This window comes from Helicobacter pylori, assembly GCF_015904775.1.
Lineage (GTDB): Bacteria > Campylobacterota > Campylobacteria > Campylobacterales > Helicobacteraceae > Helicobacter > Helicobacter pylori_DM.
In genome coordinates this window covers 1-18891 of the sequence record NZ_JADZNC010000001.1, presented here as the reverse complement: position 1 = coordinate 18891, position 18891 = coordinate 1, and the positions used below count along the sequence as shown (strand labels likewise).

The following is an 18891-nucleotide window of genomic DNA, read 5'->3' as shown; positions in this document are numbered from 1 at the left end:
AAAACCTTATTTAAATTTTATTTTGGGTCAAGATAACTTAAACTCCCATCAAGGAGCCTTGAGTTATCTTGACTCTTAAGTTTTAAACAAATTCATTTGTTTGTCTAAATTCGTGGTCGTTCCACTCACATGCGTAGCGATGTTTAAAATATCTGAAGAATCCGCTAAAGTTTTAGAAGCCACTTTTTCCACTCCTACAAAATCGCTTACCATAGCTTCAATTTGGCGTCCGGATTTAGCGTAATCGTCCATGCTTTGATTGCTGTCTAATACGACTGAGCTTAAATTAGAACTCATTTTTTCGTAAGTTTCTTGCACGCTTTTACTCATATCGCTCAAGCGCTCCATTTTTTGCGAATTGAGATTCATTTGCGAACTCACATCATTGATTTCTTGGACAATCACCATGATAGTGGAATTGATTTCAGCTAAAGACTTTTGAGTGCGCCCGGCTAAATTCCTAACTTCATCAGCCACCACCGCAAAGCCTCTGCCATGCTCGCCGGCTCTTGCGGCTTCAATAGCGGCGTTTAGGGCTAAAAGATTGGTTTGATCGGCAATATCATTGATAATATCCAAAATGGATTTGACATCATCAGCGTTACGGCTTAGCTGCTCCACTTTGCTAGAGAGTTCCTCTTCAGTGTGCGCGCTCTCTATGATTTGAGAAAATAAATCCCCAATCGCATCCTTGCTCTCTTTGACAAGCCCTTGCGTTTCAATCAAACGCTTCCTTAACCCTTGAGACTGCTCTATGGAAGCATTCACCATGCTCGCTACATCCGTGGCTTTATTTTTTACGGAATTTAGGGTGGTTGAGGAATCTTTCATGCTCTTTTGGGTTTCTTGCGCGATTTGGACTAATTTATCCATTGAAGTTTTATTGGAAGTGGAAATGCCTTTAATCTCTTCCATAATCAAGCGGGCGTTTTCCACAAACAAATTGACCCCACGGCCCACTTGCGAGATTTCATCGTTGCGATCACCCACATCAATTTTGGCCCTCAAATCCTTATCCCCATGGCTAAAAGCGTTGATTTTAAGGACCAGTTCATCAATGCGTTTCACGATTCTCAATTTAGCGTATATGAGCGTCAAAACCACTAACGCTATCGTCGCTGTCAGTATCCAAAGGAATAATTTTGCGGTGTTTTCATTAAAAACCTTATTCACGCCTTCTTTGATCGCTTTATTTTCGGTGTTAATGTCAGTGTAATAAGAAGTCGTTGCGATCACCATTTGAGACACCTCATCATAATGCGAGTAGGCAAATTTTTTCTCCGGCACGTCTCCATCGTATTTAGGCATTTTATAATAAGTGTAGCCTCCCCCTTTTTTAGCCGCCTCCAAATACCCCCTAACATAATACACCCCATCAACGCTCTGAGCGTCAAGCCCTGATTGGCCTACGGTTTTAGGATTGACCGGATCAAACAGCACCACCCCGTTTTTATCCACCACCACCATATAAATCATGCTCTTATCGTCGTTAATGCGTTTGAAATAATCTAGTGCCATTTTTCTTGCAGTAGCATTGTCAAAATCTTTGTAATACTCATGAATGCCCTGTTCAATAATTTTTGTCATGTAAGCGAGCATTTTTTCACGCTTTTTGTATTGCCCGGTTTCTAAGTGCTCCATGAGTTGCGCTAACACATCTTTTTGCATAACCTTTACAAAACCAATAAAAAGCCCCCCTAAACCCAAAAGAGCGGCTAACACGACCAGCATAATACGAGTCCCCAACGAAGCAAACATCATTTATCTCCTATCAATCATTTTTAAGTCAAACCCTAATTTGAGAGTTCAGCCTCCAAATGCCCCCCCCCCCCCCCCCCGAAAAATGAGTGGTGCAAAACAAGATTAAAAATCCGGTTGTTTGAAAACCGCTGAAAAAAGCGAAAAGCCAATAATCTAGGATTATAGAACATTCCTCTTTAGGTTAGGCTTAAAGAATAAATAATAAAAATAAAAAATCTTATTTTACTTCACTTTCCTTAATGGATTTGACATTCAAAGTCCTCCCGTCTTTTGAAGTGGGGATTTTGATGCTCCCCTCTTTTAATTTTTCTGCCAATCTTTCCAACAACGGGTTTTTGAAATCGTAGTTGATGATTTCCCAGTTATGTTCCAATTCAGGCGTTACTTTTGTGCCTTTTTTTTCAGTGATGTATTTAATAATCAAATCCCGTATTTGCCCGTTATCTTGCAGTTCATCGTAAGAATCATAATACCTATCAGCGTCCGTAACCAATTTTAAAGTCGTGGATAATGTCCCGAATCGGTAATTGTTGATCGCTAACTTATACACCGCTTTAGGGTCAATGGGTTTGTTGTTAATTGTTGGATTAACAATCCTTTGCCCGGCGGGTTTGGTAACATCAACTTGGTATTTCACGCCAGAAAACATGTCAAAATTATAGCCGCGAATGTTTTCATTAAAACTGATCGTCAAATCGCCCGGTTGCAACTGGTTGTAAAATTGATACGACCATTCCATGTATTTCAACAAGTTTTCACCCGTGATATTCACCCCAATGAGCGTATTAGCGAACTTGTAAATGTAGGCGACATCTTTCCTTTTGAAAGGCCCTTTTTTCAAATTCGCCCCAAAATTGAACAAGGCTGCCGCTGAAACATCGGCTTTTGCGTAATATTTTTGGACTTTATTGATCAATTCTATCACCGGTGTTTCTTGCAAGGCGGCGGTTGGCATCGTGGTGATTTTTTCTTCCCCTGTAATAAAATCAGGCCTATCAATGAAGGTTTTTGTCACTTCGCCAACCACTTCATTAGCGTATTCTTTTGATTTTTTATCCACATATTCATATTTTTTCGCTAACTCTTCATCTTCTGGCGCATCTTTTGTGGGTAAATTTTCAGTCGTTATGGTTTTTTTCTTCGTTTGGGTGTCAAACACCACCACGCCCTTTGCCAGATAAGCCCCATACGCTCCAGGCTCAATGGTATGCACTTTCCCTATTTTGGTGTTATAAACCGCATGCTCATGCCCGGCAAAAATGATGTCAAATTGCGGGAATTTTTTCGCCAAATCCGGTATCCCATCGCCACCTTTCTCATCTTCTCGCCCCAAGTGAAAAGCGCCAATCAAAATATCATACTTCCCTTTTAACTCTTTCAAGGTCTTTTTTAACGCTTCTTCAGCGTCCAAAAACTTCAACCCTGCAAAATGTTCAGGCGTAGAGGCCTCCCAAGTTGGGACATGCGGCACCAAAAACCCCACAACCGCCACCCTCACGCCATCAATTTTTTTAATCACATAAGGCTTCACAAACGGCTTATTGTCCGCAATTTTAATGATATTCGCATTCACGACATCGCCATTAAACCCCTTGATATTTTTCTCTAAAAAATCTTTACTGAAATTGAACTCGTGATTCCCAAGCACACGAATGTCAAATTTCAAATCGTTTTCGGCTCGAACTAATGGGTGGATAGACTCATCGTTAAACAACTCCGCGCTATTGCCTTGCAACAAGTCCCCGCTGTCAATCAAAACCACATTTTTATTCTCAGCCCTTTGCTTTTTGATTAAAGTCGCAATCCTTGTCAAGCCGTTATTGGGTTTTTGCTCCCCCACGGCATAATCATACGAAAAAAGCCGCCCATGAATGTCTGAAGTTTCCAAAAACACGATTTTGACTTCTTTTGCAGATATTGAAAGTGTTAGCGTTAAAAAGATGAATAAAATCAACTTTCTCATTGAAATCCTTCCATAAAAAAATCTTCATAACATTATTTTTACATAATATTAACGCTGATGCGATGGTTTTGATTGGCACGCAACGCCTATGAGTAAAACGCCTAAAACGGATAAAATGGGTAAGGGGATAGGGGGGAGTAAAATCATTCCCCCCATTAATCAAACCCCCACTTCAGACCATTCAGCGCGTTTGTCTAAAAAAGCGCGCGCTAAATTCTTAGCACCCTCTAAAGTGTGGTTAGCCGCCCAACCACATTGCTTTTCATTGCTGGCAGGCACTTCTTTAGCCTTTAACACATCTTGCATCGTCTTTTCTAAAACCTCTAAAACCTCTGTGTAATTGTCATGGTTTAACACCGTGAGATAAAATCCCGTTTGGCAACCCATAGGCGACCAATCCACGACATAATTGGCATGGTTACGGATAATTTCAGCGACTAAATGCTCTAAAGAGTGTAGGCTAGGCATGTCCATGTGATCCTTATTGGGCTGCTTGAAGCGCACATCGTATTTGACAATCACATCCCCATTAGCGCCCTTTTTGCGATCAGCGATACGCACATAAGGGGCTTTGACTTTGGTGTGATCCAAATTGAAACTCTCTACATTCATTTTCATGTTTTTAACTCCTTTATTCATAAATTGTAATGAAACTTTAGCTTATTTTAGCGAACGCTTGCTCTAAATCTTCTAACAAATCCTGTTCATGCTCAATCCCTACAGACAAGCGCACCAAACCATCTCTAATCCCGGCGGCTTCTCGTTGCGCTTTAGGGATACACGCATGGGTCATGAATGCCGGAATCCCCACCAAACTTTCCACCCCGCCCAAACTCTCGCCTAAAATGAATAATTTAAGGCTTTCTACAAAAAGAGCCGCCTCGCTGTCATTTTTAAGGGTGAAAGAGAGCATCCCGCTAAAGCCACGCATCTGGGCTTTGGCTAGCTCGTAATTAGGGTGAGTGGGAAGGCCTGGGTAATAAACCCTTTCCACTTTAGGGTGTTTTTCTAAAAACTCAGCCACGCAAAGGGCGTTTTTTTGATGGGCTTCCATGCGTAATCCCAGCGTTTTAATCCCTCTTTGCAACAGCCAGCTGTCTTGGGGACCTAAAACCCCACCGATAGCGTTTTGGAAAAAAGCGATCTCTTGGGCTAGCGCTTCATTATTGGTGGTTACAAGCCCAGCGACGACATCGCTATGCCCGCCTAAGTATTTGGTGCCGCTATGCGCTACAATGTCCGCTCCCAAAAGAAGCGGGTTTTGATAATAGGGGGTGGCAAAGGTGTTATCCACGATAGTGAGCAAATTATGATCTTTAGCGACACTAGCGCATTGCGCTAAATCCGTGATTTTAAGCAAGGGGTTACTAGGGGTTTCTAAATAAAGGGCTTTAGTGTTAGGCTTGATAGCCTTTTTGATTTGGGATAGATCGCTAGTGTCGATAATGGTGCAAGAAAGCCCGTTTTTGACAAGCACTTTATTAAACAAGCGGAAAGTCCCCCCATAAACATCATCGCCCAATAACACATGATCGCCTGATTGCAAGAGAGAAAAAACGGCGTGGATTCCAGCTAAACCAGAGGCAAAAGCAAACCCCTTAACCCCCCCTTCTAAATCGGCGATGAGTTCTTCTAAAGCAAAGCGCGTGGGGTTGCCTGAGCGAGAGTATTCATAGCCCTTGTGGCGGCCTATGGCGTCTTGGCGGTAGGTGGAAGTTTGATAAATTGGCACGCTCACCGCCCCTGTTGTGGCGTCCTCACTAATACCCCCATGGATTAATTTGGTTTGCATGCGCATGGTTTTTCCTTTTTTTATTGAATTTTTTATGAATAAATACCTTTAGAAAGATAACGATCGGCAACATCTGGGAAAATGGTTAAAACCTGGCTGCCTTCGGGGAGGCGTTGCACTTCTTTTAATGCTGCCACAAAAGCTGCCCCACTAGAGCTCCCCACTAATAAGCCGTTTTTCTTGGCTAACTTCCTAGTATAGCTAAAACCCTCTTCATCTGAGATTGTTTCAAAGCCATCAATATCCAAATTTGCGAAAAAAGGAGGGATGAACTCCACGCCAATGCCCTCAATTTCATGAGATCCAGGCTCCCCCCCATTCAAAATAGAACCCTCTGGCTCCACCCCAATCAAGCGAATATTAGGGATGCGTTCTTTCAAATACCTAGCTGTGCCTGCAAAAGTGCCACCACTCCCTATCCCGGCTACAAAGCTCGTAAAATTTGTGCCTAATTCTTGGACAATCTCAGGGGCTAGGGTGTGGTAGTAAGCGTTAGGATTATCAGGGTTTTCAAATTGTAAGGGCAAATAGCTATCAGGGATACTTTCGGCTAACTCTTTACTTTTTTTAATGGCGCCAGAAATCCCCTCGCTAGTAGGCGTGTTGATTACTAAAGCCCCCAAAGCCCTCATGATTTGTTGTTTTTCTGTGCTGAATTTTTCCGGGACAACAAAGATGGTTTTGAGATGGTGCTTGAGTGCAACTAGGGCTAGAGCGATGCCGGTATTGCCTGCGGTAGGCTCAATGATGGTTGTTTTAGAAGTGATTTTGCCTGTTTTAAACGCTTCCTTTATAAGATATTGGCCTAAGCGGTCTTTAACGCTCCCTCCTGGGTTTAGATGCTCCAGTTTGGCGTAAATAGCGGACTTTACGGGAATGGGGTAATCCTTGCTGGTGAATTTAAAAACGGGGGTGCGGCCTATGGCGTCTTGCATTGCGGTAAGGATCATTATTCCTCCTATAATAAAGATAACGATAACTCAATTTTAGCGATTATGCCTAAACTCATTAAATGGAGTAAAATTTGGGATAAAATTTGAGCTTATTAAGATCGATCCAAGGAGCTTTCAATGAAAACGATAGAATGGAATGAAGAGCAAAGAAAAGCGTTTCAAGACTTATTTAAGAGAGTTTGTAGCGCTAATAGACGCTAAAGCACAAAGAGGAAAAGCAAACGGATAAAAATCCAAAGATACCAAAATACGCTTCATGCCAAAACGGGCTGAACAAGTTTTTAACGCCATGGGGTTATGCGTGCAAAATCAGTCTTGGCTCTGGGAATTTATCCCATAAGCCATCCATCGCCTTTTGCCGTCAGGATATTTTAGGGGAAGAGTTTGTCAATCGTGAAAAACCAACCCCAACAAAAGGTTTTTACCTTTGGTTTGCTTACTATTGGCGCAACGATGCAGAAAAGTTTTATCTTTGTATAGGTCGATCCATAGAGGAGAATGGGGAAAAAGAGTGTCAAAAATGCCTGGCGTATGACAAAATCATTGATCCTGATGGAGACGCTTATTATCAAGAGAGCTATGACGATTTAGAAGTCGATCTTGAAAACATTACCAACGATTTTTTACGCTTTGCTAATGAATTTAATCAAATCCCCACTGCGTGTTTTGAATTAGAGCCATCTAGCGCAAGCCATTAAGAAATAACTTGATGAAATAACCCCATACCAAAAAAGAACTCTTTCATAAGGGATTTTCCTAAAATCCCACCAACGCTTTTAAGCTAAACCTTAAAAAAAGCTATCGCTTGATTACAATCAAGCTTTGATATTTGGATTAAAAACGCTATTTTTTAGATTTTGCAAGCGGTATCCCATTGATGAAAATGAGAAAAGCAAGCGGGTTTTGATTGAAACCGCCCGCTTGAAAGAAGTTTTAAAAGCGTTTTTACTCCACTTCCGCATCAATCACATCATCGTCTTTTTTCTTGGGCTGCTCGGCGTTGTTTTTATTCGCCATGGCTTCGCTTAATTTTTGAGCCGCTTGCGCTAACGCTTTGCTTTTGTCTTCAAGCTCCGCTTTAGTAGCGTTATCGCTTTTGATGCAATCTTTAAGAGCGTTAATGGCGTTTTGGATCTCGTTAGCGTCGTTTTCATTCAAATTTGTTTTATGCTCATCAAGGCTCTTTTGGGTTTGGTGCGCCAAACTATCGGCATGGTTTCTCGCTTCAATCACTTCTTTTTTCCTAGCGTCTTCTTCTTTATGCAATTCAGCGTCTTTAACCATTTTTTCAATCTCGCTATCAGACAACCCGCTAGAACCAGAAATTTTAATCTCTTGGCTTTTGCCGGTATTTTTATCTTGCGCTGACACGGTTAAAATCCCGTTAGCGTCAATATCAAAGGTTACTTCAATTTGCGGCACGCCTCTTGGAGCGGGAGCGATGCCTTGCAAATCAAATTTACCCAAAGATTTATTATCCCTTGCCAATTCCCTTTCGCCCTGTAAAACCATGATAGACACGGCGGGCTGGTTGTCTTCAGCGGTTGAGAACACTTGAGATTTTTTCGCAGGAATGGTCGTGCCTCTATCAATCACTTTAGTCATCACGCCCCCTAAAGTTTCAATCCCAAGGCTTAAGGGCGTAACGTCTAATAAAAGCACATCTTTCACATCGCCTTTTAACACGCCCCCTTGAATGCTCGCTCCCACCGCTACGACCTCATCAGGATTGACGCTTTTATTCAAATCTTTATTAATAAACGCTTTCACCCTTTCTTGGACTTTAGGGATACGAGTAGAGCCTCCCACCATCACCACTTCTGAAATCTCATTTTTGGTTAGCCCCGCGTCTTTGATCACGCTTTCAATTTTAGAAATCGTTTCTTCCATGAGATCTTCTGTCAGGCTTTCAAATTTAGCCCTAGTGAGTTTTTTAACCAAGTGTTTAGGCCCGGTAGCGTCCGCTGTGATAAAAGGCAAATTGATTTCAGTCTCCATCGCAGAGCTCAGTTCTTTTTTAGCGTTTTCAGCCGCTTCTTTCAGGCGTTGCAACGCCATCACATCGTTTTTAATCTCAATGCCCGTTTCGCTTTTAAACTCACTCGCTAAGAAATCAATCACACGATTGTCAAAATCATCGCCCCCCAAAAACGCATCGCCCCCTGTGGCTAAAACTTCCACGACATTATCGCCTGTTTCTAACACGGTAACATCAAAAGTCCCCCCACCCAAATCATAAACCATGATTTTTTCGCTCTCTTTTTTATCCAAGCCGTAAGCTAACGCCGCGCTGGTAGGCTCATTGATGATCCTTAAAACATTAAGCCCTGCAATCGTGCCGGCTTCTTTAGTCGCTTTTCGTTGGCTGTCGTTAAAATAAGCAGGAACGGTGATAACCGCTTCAGTAACGCTCTCGCCCAAATAACTTTCAGCGTCTTCTTTGAGCTTCATTAAAATTTTGGCTGAAATCTCTTGAGGGGTATAAACTTTACCCGAAATCTCAATCGCGCAAGCCCCATTCCTATCCACAATCTTATAAGGCAAGCGTTTTTCAGCTTCTTTAGCCTTATCTTCATTAAACATCAAGCCCATGATTCTTTTAATAGAATAAATGGTTTTTTCTGGGTTGGTTACCGCTTGTCTTTTGGCGCTCTCGCCCACTAAAATCTCGCCCTTATCCGTAAAGGCTACAATAGAAGGAGTGGTGTTTTTACCCTCTTTATTCGCAATAATCTTTGCTTCATTGCCTTCATACACCGCCATTGCGGAGTTGGTTGTCCCTAAATCAATTCCAATAACTTTTCCCATGTGTTATCCTTTCTTTTAAAATAAATGTTTTTAATCGTTTTTAGCAATGCTCACCATTGCCGGCCTTAAAACCCTACCTTTATACTTGTAGCCCTGTTGCAAAACTTGCACGATTTTCCCGTTTTCTTTTTCTTCGCTTTTGACTTGCATGATTGCATTGTGGAAATTAGGATCAAATTCTTCTAAGCATTCAATCCCCTCAATGCCATGCCTTGCTAAAACTTCATGCAACTTTTCCATCGTAAGCTCCAAGCCTTTGGTTAAAGCACTCTCTTTATTTTCTTCTGCAGCGCTCTTATGAGCCCCAAGAAGCGCATCAATCACCGGCAATAGATCCAATGCGATTTTTTCATACGCATACTCTAACGCCATGCTCTTGTCTCTTTCTAAGCGCTTTTTCACGTTTTCAAAATCCGCATGCACTCTCAAGTATTTTTCGTGCATTTCTTTATATTTAAGCTCAAAATCTTCCTTGATCTCGCTTTCTTTTTCGCCCGCTTCTTGCTTTTCTTCACCCTGTTGTTCTTTGCAAGCGCAAGCCTTTTGATAAGACTCCGGCTCTTTTGGGCTTAAATGATCGTGTTCTTGGTTGTGTTCATCTTTCATTATTCCTCCTCAGAAATCGTTTGAAAAAACCCTTCATAATCGCATTCCAATTTCCCCACGCAAAGCAGTTGCATCCGCTTGTTTTGAAATTCTATAGGGCGTGTTACTAGCATGCAATCAGGCTCTATAAAATGCAAACCCTTTTTCAAACGCTCCAAAACCTTACCCCCTAAAATGTCAAAAAATAAAGGGCTGTTTAAAAGCGTTTTTAACCCCATTAGATTAAAGCGCGTGATTTGTGTGTTGGAATACTCCAAACGCTCTAATTGCTTGGCCAAACTCAACGCATTGACAGAAGCAGCGATTAAGCGCACTTCTTTAACGCTTCTGCCCACAAGTTCTAATAAAAACTTCTCCATTTTAACGCTGTAACCCAGTGCGCAAGAAAACGCCAAAAAATCCAAAATCAAAAAGCGTTTTTCGCACTCAATGACTCTTTCTAAACGCTCCAAACTGGGTTTTTTTAACAGCGTAAAAAGCCCGAAATTTTCACTCGCACTTTTTAAGCGTTTTTCATTCACCTTTAAAACTTCAAAGCGCAACGACTTGTGCCAATAGTTTTCAAACGCCTTAAAAGTGGGCAATCTAGCGCCGCTAGAATGGGCTTGATAAAGCATGCCTTCTTTAGAAAGGATTTGAAAATAATTCCTGATCGTCGCGCAAGATATTTTCAAGTTTGCCAACTCTTTTAAGCGTTTAGAGCTAATGGGTTCTAAAATCTGCAGATAGGTTTTAACAAACGCATCTAACAAACTCTCTTTTTTATTCAAATCAGAACCTACTTTAATTCTTCTTAACATCATTATTTGAAAAATCTCGTCAATCACCATTCTTGATGAAAGAACTCTCGCATTATAGCGCAAAAAGTTAATAATCTATCACTTGTTTTAAAAAAGTGATAAAAATTACCCGATTTTTCTTTAAAGTTTAGTCTGTATCACTAAAATTATTTACTAGCATTAAATTAGGATTTTTTATAGAGTTGATTTAATTTAGATCTGTTGGGCAACTAATACCTTTTATTAAAAAAACTTGTTATCATACTAAACATGAACACACACACAAGAGGTATTGACAGCAATCTGATTTATTCGCTCCAAAGCATTTCATTATCCATGTTTAGAAAGGGTTTTTTTGGGCTTTATCAAGGCTCTATTTCAGCGCGCATTGGCGCAAATCAGTTTGTGATCAATAAAAGAAACGCTGTTTTTGATCAATTGAATGAAAACACCTTATTGGTTTTGCATGACAAGATGGATTATCGCTGGAAAGAAGCGAGCCTGGATTCGCCCATTCATGCGAGCGTGTATAGGGAGTTCTTGGACGCTAAATTCATCGCTTATGCACGCCCTCCTTATAGTTTGGCGTATTCCTTACGCCACAACCGATTGCTCCCTAGGGATTATTTAGGGTATCGTTCTTTGGGCGAAGAAATTTCCATTTTTAACCCCAAAGATTATGACAGCTGGCAAGAAAGAGCGGATACAGAAATTTTACGCCAACTGCAAGAGAGCAAAAAATATTTTGTCTTCATTAAGGGGTGCGGGATTTTTGCCTACCACAGGGAGCTTTCTAAACTCATGGAAGTTTTTGATTTGATTGAAAACTCATGCAAGGTTTTACGACTAGGCGATTTAATGGATTATTGCTATAATGATGATCCACGATTGAACGTGTAAAAAGCTAAAAAGGATAAAACATGACCATCAATACCCATTACACCCCTAATTTCACGCAACTCCAAACCTTGAACAATATCAATAATGACGCAACCATAAAGGACAGGAATCAGGTAGAGCAAGATTTACAACAAAGCAATATTCAAGATGGTTTCAGCCAAGATAATACGCAAAACGCCCCTGATTTTGACAGGCTACAAGCTTTAAATACTATCAATAACGACGGCGAGATTAAAGATAAATCCCAAGTTGAGAAAAACCTTGCTGATGGCGAAAATATCCCTGAAATTTATTCCAGCCTAGACACATACGCTTAAAAAGGGGTTTACCATTCTTTCAAAGCCATTTTAATCGCTTCTATCACGCAATCCATCCCACCCGCTAAACTAAAAAGCCAGTATTTGTGCGCGTAAATGTATTCTAATTGCTTAGCCCTTAATTCGTCTTCATTACTCGTTTTTTTACACACGATTTCAGCGATATGCAATTCCTGGTGGAAGATGTAAGATTGTATCGCATCCATAAAATACGAATTGAATCGCTTGTCGTCAAAAAGCTCTTTAACGTTATCAATTTCAGCGCTCAAATTTTCTAATTCCTTAAAATCCAACTCTTCTAATTTGTTTTTTTCATGAAGCTTTTCCACTTCTTCTAAAAACTCTGCCACCTTTAAAAACGCTTCTTCAACTTGCGTTTTTTTCTCATTGGCGTATTTGATGATTTCTTCGCATTTTTGCTTGGCGATCTTTAAATTTCTATCTTGCTCTGATTGGGTGGGATAAATAAGATTGATAGGAGGCTTTGGCTTGGATTTATCTATTCTTTCGCACACTTCTTTAAAGGGCATTTCTTTAGTCCCTTTAATCCTAGCCCCCCCTTCAGTAGCGTTAATGACTTCTAATTTATAGGGCGTGTTGAAAATATCTTTTTCAAAAAATTCTAAGAAAAGTTTCCACACTAAAGTGGTCTCTACTTCCCCATTACCCCCGTATTTTTCTATAAAAATCTTGTCTTTATCTTTTTTAGGCTTGATCTCTCTATCGCCATAAATCGCCCCACTAGCGTGGCTGTTACCGCTTTGTGAAAAGCTCAAATCTTGCCCGATAAACACGCACCTTTTGAAACGAGAATGCACCACTAATTCATACGCCATGTTCGCTGCGCTCATGCCTATGCCCACATAGCCATACTGGTGCAAATCAAAAAGGTTAGTATAACCAAAGGGGCGGAAACTGAATTGCTTAACCCCCTTTTTAATCGCTTGAATCAATCGTTTATGCACAATGGAGGTCAGAGCAAAAATAACGCCTTCTTGAAAATCTAAGGGGGTTTCTTCATAGAATTTCGCCGTCAAATCCACTCTTTCTAAAGACAGCACAATATCAGGCTTGATACCGGCTTTAGCCAAAATAGGGAAAGAAGCGTCTATGCAAAAAAGCGTTGCGTAAGGAGCGATTTCTTTTAAAAGGGGGAGTTGCTTGTTCAAACTGGGCCCGGTTGAGACAATGATAGCGGTGTCTCTGTTTTTTAAAGCGTTCACAAAATCCACCAAACTAGGGCTTTTGATGACTTCAGGCAGATTAGCGGCATGCTGTTTGATGCCTATAAGCGCGTCTTTAGCGTCATTGCCTACGCTAATAGCGCCATGCTCTAAAGCGCGCGTGAAATGCTGGTTGATTTCTATCATTTGATGAGAGTATCGTTCATAATAAGCGTTAAAAAGTTTTAAATCATACATTCTTGCGTATAAACGAGACTTTTTATCCATATCAAATAATGAAGCGATCATGTTGTAATTGCAAAAACTTGCATGCAACAAAATCAAGCGGTTTTCTAAAATCTCAGTGGAAAAATCCAAAAGATTCAACACAATGAAAATAATTTCTATTTCAGGCTCAATGACCACCAAGCGTTTTAAATTTTCATTACCCAAAAGCAAGCGATAAAACACCCCATTACCCAAGCCAAAATAATACAAATAAGGATAAAGCATGTAAATTTCGCTATTTTTATATAGCTCTAAGCTTGAATCTAGAGGGCTTTTTTCAAATAAGGGCGTGTTTGTTTCTTTATCTAATAGGTTGAAATTCGCACTATCATTCCCTAAAAACACTTCGTATTTTTTGTTTTCTTTAATGGCTTTGAGCTTTGCGAACAAAAGAGGGTCTTTTTTGAAAAGAGCTTGCAAGTTTTTTTGATAAATATCCATCATTCTAACTTATAAAAATAACTGATAAAAAAGGCTAACGCCCCTTTGAATCAAGGGCTGTTATTGTAAAAGCCTTAAGACATTCTGTTGCACCGCATTCGCTTGCGCCATAGCAAAACTCCCGCTTTGCGCCAAAATATTGTATTTAGAAAAGTTCGCGCTCTCTTCAGCAAAATCCACATCTCTGATTTGAGATTCAGCCGCTTTAACATTCACTTGGGTTACAGAAATATTATTAATGGTGGTAACCAATTCCATTTGCACCGAACCCATATCTGATCGGATCTTATCTAATTGCGTGCGCGCAGAATCTGCCATGTCCATCACAATCATCGCCCCTTTAAGGCTTGTTACCCCAGCCCCTATACCTTGAGAATTGGTCTCCGCTTGCGCGCCATTAGCGTTCGCTCCGGCTGCTGAAGCCACATTCGCATCAAAAATGCCCCTAACCGCTCTCAAATTCACGGTGTATTCTGCCACCCCTTGAGCGGAATGAAAGCCCACATGGCTAAAATTCACACCGCTCACAATGATGTCTCTAGCGTCGGTCCTGGTCAAGGTTAAGCGCCCAATCACCGCATGCTGTGTCCCAGAAATCCCTGCAAAATTCCCTCCCCCAAAAACCTGACCGCTCGCGCTCGCTGCATGCACAGAAATCGCGCGCCCGTCAATGGAGTGCAAATTAATGCGCCCTTGAATATCCAAGCTCGCTTCCACGCCGGTGCGATCTTTGACGGAGTTAATGGCGTTAGTCAACCTCCCGTCAGCGTCGTTTTTATGCACATCATTCACGGTTCCAATTTCTACGCCATTAATGGTAAGCTCCCTAACAGTTCCTGATTGCACGGGAGTGCCGCCGGTAGCCATGACATTATAAGAAGCCCTAACGCCTAAAGTGTTAGAAAAACGATTGATGATTTCGCTTAACGCTCCAATCCCTGTGCCAGCGCTTGTGGAAATGCGCACGGTTTCAATCTTATAATCGTTCACGCCATTGACTTGTTTGAAATTCAATCCCACTTCAGTCAAGTTTTGCGCCGCTGCGCTAGCGAGCATGCCTTCACCACTAAAAGAAGAGGTTTCCATACGCACATGCCCAATCTTATCTGAGCTCGTTGAGCCAATGGACGCCTTAACCGTGGTGTTAGAATACGCGCCAATTTGAAATTCTTTGTTAGAAAAACTTCCTGAAAGCATTTGTTGGCCGTTAAAGCTTGTGGTGTTAGCGATATTGTCCAGTTCTTCTAACAACCTTTGAATATCGCTCTGGAGCGCTCTTCGGCTTTCTAAAGTTTGCCCGTCTTGAGCGGCTTGAACGGCTTTGGTTTTAATGGTGTCTAAGATTTTGATTTGCTCATCCATCGCTTTATCTGCGGTTTGAACCATACCAATAGCGTCATTAGCGTTGCGAATCGCCTGACCCAAATTCGCGCTTTGACTCCTTAAGCTATCAGCGATCGCCATCCCACTAGAATCGTCAGCGGCTTTATTGATCCTAAGCCCTGAGCTCAACTTTTCAAGCGAGCTTGAAAGGTCTCTGTTGTTTTGAACCCCTACCGCATGAGAAGTTAAAGCGGCGATATTGGTATTTATCCTAAAACTCATGTTTGCATCCTTTGCATAGATATTTGCTGTTAGTCAAGCAAAGGGTGTTCCAACTCTTTGATTTTTAGCGCCGTTATAGTTTTTATGGTTTAATGAATCGTTTAGTCAAAATTCTATGCTACAATCATTCATTAATAGGCATAAACATTCCATTAAAGGCGTTCAATGAAGCACCTTATTATCGTAGAATCCCCCGCAAAAGCCAAAACCATTAAAAATTTTTTGGATAAAAATTACGAAGTCATTGCCTCTAAAGGGCATGTTAGGGATTTATCCAAATTCGCTTTAGGCATTAAGATTGATGAAACCGGCTTCACTCCTAATTATATCGTGGATAAAGACCATAAAGAGCTTGTCAAACAAATCATAGAGCTTTCTAAAAAAGCATCTATTACTTATATCGCTACCGATGAAGACCGAGAAGGGGAAGCGATAGGCTATCATGTGGCATGTTTGATTGGGGGGAAATTGGAGAGCTATCCTAGGATTGTTTTTCATGAAATCACGCAAAATGCGATTTTAAACGCTCTAAAAACCCCACGACAAATTGATATGTCTAAGGTCAATGCCCAACAAGCCAGGCGTTTTTTAGATCGGATCGTGGGCTTTAAATTAAGCTCGTTGATTTCATCTAAAATCACTAAAGGTTTGAGCGCTGGGCGGGTGCAAAGCGCGGCTTTAAAGCTTGTGATTGATAAAGAAAGGGAAATCAAAGCCTTTAAGCCTTTAACCTACTTCACGCTAGACGCTTACTTTGAGTCGCATTTAGAAGCGCAACTCATTAGCTATAAGGGCAACAAACTCAAAGCCCAAGAACTTATTGATGAAAAAAAAGCTCATGAGATTAAAAGCGAATTAGAAAAAGAAAGCTACGCTATTTCCAGTATCGTTAAAAAGTCTGAAAAATCCCCCACACCATCTCCCTTCATGACTTCTACTTTACAGCAAAGCGCTTCTAGTCTTTTAGGCTTTTCGCCCACAAAAACCATGAGTATCGCTCAAAAATTATATGAAGGCGTAGCCACCCCACAAGGGGTTATGGGAGTGATCACTTACATGAGGACCGATAGCTTGAATATCGCTAAAGAGGCTTTAGAAGAAGCGAGAGCTAAGATTTTAAAAGACTATGGCAAAGACTACTTACCCCCTAAAGCTAAAGTCTATTCCAGCAAGAATAAAAACGCCCAAGAAGCCCATGAAGCGATCAGGCCCACTTCTATTATTTTAGAGCCAAACGCTTTAAAAGACTACCTTAAGCCTGAAGAATTAAAGCTCTATACTTTAATTTACAAACGCTTTTTAGCTTCTCAAATGCAAGACGCTCTTTTTGAAAGCCAAAGCGTGGTTGTGGCTTGCGAAAAAGGCGAGTTTAAAGCGAGTGGGAGAAAACTCCTTTTTGATGGCTATTATAAAATTTTAGGCAATGACAATAAGGACAAATTGCTCCCCAATTTGAAAGAAAATGACCCCATTAAATTAGAAAAACTAGAGAGCAACGCTCATGTTACAGAGCCTCCAGCGCGCTATTCAGAAGCGAGCTTGATTAAAGTTTTAGAAAGTTTAGGCATAGGCAGGCCCAGCACCTACGCCCCAACGATTGCACTTTTACAAAACAGAGACTACATCAAGGTAGAAAAAAAGCAAATCAGTGCTTTAGAGAGCGCTTTTAAAGTGATAGAAATTTTAGAAAAGCATTTTGAAGAAATCGTGGATTCCAAATTCAGCGCTTCTTTAGAAGAGGAACTGGACAATATCGCTCAAAATAAAGCCGACTACCAGCAAGTCTTAAAGGACTTTTACTACCCTTTTATGGATAAAATTGAAGCCGGGAAAAAGAATATCATCTCTCAAAAAGTGTATGAAAAAACCGGCCAATCATGCCCTAAATGCGGGGGGGAATTAGTCAAAAAGAATAGCCGTTATGGGGAGTTTATCGCTTGCAATAATTACCCTAAATGCAAATACGTCAAACAAACTGAAAACGCTAATGATGAAGCCAAGCAAGAATTGTGCGAAAAATGCGGAGGGGAAATGGTGCAAAAATTCAGCAGAAACGGGGCGTTTTTGGCTTGCAACAACTACCCTGAATGCAAAAACACCAAATCGTTAAAAAACACCCCTAACGCCAAAGAAACAATAGAAGGCGTGAAATGCCCAGAATGCGGGGGGGATATTGCCTTAAAAAGGAGTAAGAAAGGCTCGTTTTATGGCTGTAACAATTACCCTAAATGCAATTTTTTATCCAACCATAAGCCCATCAACAAGCGTTGCGAGAAGTGCCATTATTTAATGAGTGAAAGAATCTATCGCAAAAAAAAGGTGCATGAATGCATTAAATGCAAAGAGCGTGTGTTTTTAGAGGAAGATGATGGCTAAAGAAAATCCGCCTGTCGTTTTTGGGCCTGTTTTATCCAGGCGTTTTGGGAAGTCTTTGGGCGTGGATCTATCGCCCTCTAAAAAACAATGCAATTACAATTGCATTTATTGCGAGTTGGGTAAAGCCAAGCCCATTGAACGCATGGAAGAAGTGGTAAAAGTAGAAACCTTGATTAACGCCATTCAAAACGCCCTAAACAACCTTGCTACCCCCATTGATGTTTTAACCATTACCGCTAATGGCGAACCCACGCTATACCCTCATTTATTAGAGCTTATCCAAAGCATCAAGCCTTTTTTAAAGGGCGTTAAAACCTTGATTTTAAGCAACGGCTCACTCTTTTATGAGCCAAAAGTCCAGAAAGCCTTAAAGGAATTTGACATCGTTAAATTTTCTTTAGACGCTATTGATTTGAAAGCCTTTGAAAGAGTGGATAAGCCTTATTCCAAAGACATTAACAAGATTTTAGAGGGGATTTTGCGCTTTTCTCAAATCTATCAGGGGCAATTGGTGGCTGAAGTGCTGTTAATTAAGGGCGTGAATGATAGCGCGAATAATTTAAAACTCATCGCTGCATTTTTAAAAAAAATCAATATCGCTAGAGTGGATTTAAGCACTATAGACAGGCCCTCAAGCTTTAAAGCCCCAAAATTGAGCGAAGATGAATTATTAAAATGCTCTTTGTTTTTTGAAGGGCTTTGCGTGAGTTTGCCTAAACGATCCATTACTCAAGCTAAAAAATTGATTTCTTGCGGTATAGACGAATTGCTCGCTTTAATTTCCAGGCGCCCTTTAAGCGCAGAAGAAGCCCCCCTAATCTTAGATTCTAACGCTTTTAAGCATTTAGAAACTTTATTAAACCATAAGCAAATTACGATTAAAAAAGTCGGCTCTTTGGAGTTTTATTGCGCGTTTTAACCTCCATTTGTAAGTTTTACCTTACTTTAGGAATAGCTTAAGCTTCTAAATAAGGATCTCTTTTATTACCAAATAACACTACCATAAAAAATGATCTCAAAAGCCGACAAATAGCTAAAAACTTGGTGTAATGTTTTTAATCGCTACATCCTTTTACTATAACCATAACCCGCTTTTTCTGCTTTCTTTTCAGTATTAGCAACTACTTTTATTTCTTTAT

Annotated in this window: 15 protein-coding genes and 1 pseudogene; 5 read left to right on the top strand and 11 right to left on the bottom strand. The window is 40.7% G+C overall.

What is annotated here, in order from left to right:
* Window positions 1–75 precede the first annotated feature (75 nt).
* The 5 genes from tlpB to I6852_RS00060 all read right to left on the bottom strand — a co-directional run bounded on the left by tlpB (window position 76) and on the right by I6852_RS00060 (window position 6466).
* Window positions 76–1731: a methyl-accepting chemotaxis protein TlpB gene (gene tlpB / locus I6852_RS00080; RefSeq protein ID WP_414735718.1), complete on the bottom strand. Its 1656-nt coding sequence runs from the start codon at window positions 1729–1731 to the stop codon at window positions 76–78.
* 247 nt (window positions 1732–1978) lie between these two features.
* Window positions 1979–3655, bottom strand: coding sequence for a bifunctional metallophosphatase/5'-nucleotidase (locus I6852_RS00075; protein ID WP_331458741.1), 1677 nt, complete (start codon window positions 3653–3655; stop codon window positions 1979–1981).
* Between the two features lie 228 nt (window positions 3656–3883).
* Window positions 3884–4342: an S-ribosylhomocysteine lyase gene (locus I6852_RS00070; RefSeq protein ID WP_197291236.1), complete on the bottom strand. Its 459-nt coding sequence runs from the start codon at window positions 4340–4342 to the stop codon at window positions 3884–3886.
* A 37-nt stretch (window positions 4343–4379) separates the two neighbouring features.
* On the bottom strand, window positions 4380–5522 hold the full coding sequence (locus tag I6852_RS00065) for a cystathionine gamma-synthase (RefSeq protein WP_197291220.1): 1143 nt from the start codon (window positions 5520–5522) through the stop codon (window positions 4380–4382).
* A 26-nt stretch (window positions 5523–5548) separates the two neighbouring features.
* Window positions 5549–6466 (bottom strand): O-acetylserine-dependent cystathionine beta-synthase, encoded by a 918-nt coding sequence (locus tag I6852_RS00060; RefSeq protein ID WP_197291221.1) that lies wholly within the window; start codon window positions 6464–6466, stop codon window positions 5549–5551.
* Window positions 6467–6586: 120 nt separating this feature from the next.
* On the opposite strand from I6852_RS00060, the pseudogene I6852_RS00055 reads away from it, so the two are divergent.
* Window positions 6587–7167, top strand: a pseudogene (locus I6852_RS00055) (hypothetical protein).
* Between the two features lie 247 nt (window positions 7168–7414).
* Here I6852_RS00055 and dnaK read toward each other — a convergent pair.
* From dnaK to I6852_RS00040, 3 genes are read right to left on the bottom strand one after another with little or no spacing between them, the layout of a single operon-like run.
* The gene (dnaK, locus tag I6852_RS00050) at window positions 7415–9277 is read right to left on the bottom strand and encodes a molecular chaperone DnaK (protein ID WP_197291222.1); all 1863 of its coding nucleotides are present in this window, start codon (window positions 9275–9277) and stop codon (window positions 7415–7417) included.
* Between the two features lie 30 nt (window positions 9278–9307).
* The gene (grpE, locus tag I6852_RS00045; RefSeq protein WP_197291223.1) at window positions 9308–9883 is read right to left on the bottom strand and encodes a nucleotide exchange factor GrpE; all 576 of its coding nucleotides are present in this window, start codon (window positions 9881–9883) and stop codon (window positions 9308–9310) included.
* On the bottom strand, window positions 9883–10713 hold the full coding sequence (locus I6852_RS00040; RefSeq protein WP_197291224.1) for an HrcA family transcriptional regulator: 831 nt from the start codon (window positions 10711–10713) through the stop codon (window positions 9883–9885). Before I6852_RS00040 ends, grpE begins: the two co-directional genes overlap by 1 nt.
* Before the next feature lie 219 nt (window positions 10714–10932).
* Here I6852_RS00040 and I6852_RS00035 point away from each other — a divergent pair, with 219 nt between their 5' ends.
* Both I6852_RS00035 and I6852_RS00030 read left to right on the top strand, forming a co-directional pair.
* Entirely contained in the window at window positions 10933–11562 is a 630-nt protein-coding gene (locus I6852_RS00035; RefSeq protein WP_197291225.1) for a class II aldolase and adducin N-terminal domain-containing protein, read from the top strand.
* Between the two features lie 20 nt (window positions 11563–11582).
* Window positions 11583–11879 (top strand): hypothetical protein, encoded by a 297-nt coding sequence (locus I6852_RS00030; RefSeq protein ID WP_197291226.1) that lies wholly within the window; start codon window positions 11583–11585, stop codon window positions 11877–11879.
* 8 nt (window positions 11880–11887) lie between these two features.
* Here the strand turns inward: I6852_RS00030 and I6852_RS00025 are convergent, their stop codons facing one another.
* Entirely contained in the window at window positions 11888–13771 is a 1884-nt protein-coding gene (locus I6852_RS00025) for a motility associated factor glycosyltransferase family protein (protein ID WP_197291237.1), read from the bottom strand.
* Between the two features lie 60 nt (window positions 13772–13831).
* Complete coding sequence (locus tag I6852_RS00020; protein WP_000010021.1) at window positions 13832–15376, bottom strand: flagellin B; 1545 nt, start codon at window positions 15374–15376, stop codon at window positions 13832–13834.
* 165 nt (window positions 15377–15541) lie between these two features.
* Between I6852_RS00020 and topA the strand changes: the two genes are divergently transcribed.
* Together topA and I6852_RS00010 are read left to right on the top strand one after the other, a co-directional pair.
* Window positions 15542–17752 (top strand): type I DNA topoisomerase, encoded by a 2211-nt coding sequence (gene topA, locus I6852_RS00015; protein ID WP_197291227.1) that lies wholly within the window; start codon window positions 15542–15544, stop codon window positions 17750–17752.
* Window positions 17745–18671 carry a radical SAM protein gene (locus I6852_RS00010; protein ID WP_197291228.1) on the top strand — a complete coding sequence of 309 codons (927 nt, stop codon included), beginning with the start codon at window positions 17745–17747 and terminating at the stop codon, window positions 18669–18671. Before topA ends, I6852_RS00010 begins: the two co-directional genes overlap by 8 nt.
* A 143-nt stretch (window positions 18672–18814) precedes the next feature.
* Here the strand turns inward: I6852_RS00010 and I6852_RS00005 are convergent.
* On the bottom strand, window positions 18815–18891 hold a 77-nt coding region (locus tag I6852_RS00005; RefSeq protein ID WP_197291238.1), incomplete at its 5' end, for a DUF874 family protein.

What these genes read in the sequence shown, in the direction of transcription:
- tlpB (WP_414735718.1), bottom strand. Translation starts at nt 1,731, where the DNA reads ATGCTGGTCGTGTTAGCCGCTCTTTTGGGTTTAGGGGGGCTTTTTATT.
- I6852_RS00070 (WP_197291236.1), bottom strand. Translation starts at nt 4,342, where the DNA reads ATGAAAATGAATGTAGAGAGTTTCAATTTGGATCACACCAAAGTCAAA.
- I6852_RS00065 (WP_197291220.1), bottom strand. Translation starts at nt 5,522, where the DNA reads ATGCGCATGCAAACCAAATTAATCCATGGGGGTATTAGTGAGGACGCC.
- I6852_RS00060 (WP_197291221.1), bottom strand. Translation starts at nt 6,466, where the DNA reads ATGATCCTTACCGCAATGCAAGACGCCATAGGCCGCACCCCCGTTTTT.
- dnaK (WP_197291222.1), bottom strand. Translation starts at nt 9,277, where the DNA reads ATGGGAAAAGTTATTGGAATTGATTTAGGGACAACCAACTCCGCAATG.
- grpE (WP_197291223.1), bottom strand. Translation starts at nt 9,883, where the DNA reads ATGAAAGATGAACACAACCAAGAACACGATCATTTAAGCCCAAAAGAG.
- I6852_RS00040 (WP_197291224.1), bottom strand. Translation starts at nt 10,713, where the DNA reads ATGGTGATTGACGAGATTTTTCAAATAATGATGTTAAGAAGAATTAAA.
- I6852_RS00035 (WP_197291225.1), top strand. Translation starts at nt 10,933, where the DNA reads ATGAACACACACACAAGAGGTATTGACAGCAATCTGATTTATTCGCTC.
- I6852_RS00030 (WP_197291226.1), top strand. Translation starts at nt 11,583, where the DNA reads ATGACCATCAATACCCATTACACCCCTAATTTCACGCAACTCCAAACC.
- I6852_RS00025 (WP_197291237.1), bottom strand. Translation starts at nt 13,771, where the DNA reads ATGGATATTTATCAAAAAAACTTGCAAGCTCTTTTCAAAAAAGACCCT.
- I6852_RS00020 (WP_000010021.1), bottom strand. Translation starts at nt 15,376, where the DNA reads ATGAGTTTTAGGATAAATACCAATATCGCCGCTTTAACTTCTCATGCG.
- topA (WP_197291227.1), top strand. Translation starts at nt 15,542, where the DNA reads ATGAAGCACCTTATTATCGTAGAATCCCCCGCAAAAGCCAAAACCATT.
- I6852_RS00010 (WP_197291228.1), top strand. Translation starts at nt 17,745, where the DNA reads ATGGCTAAAGAAAATCCGCCTGTCGTTTTTGGGCCTGTTTTATCCAGG.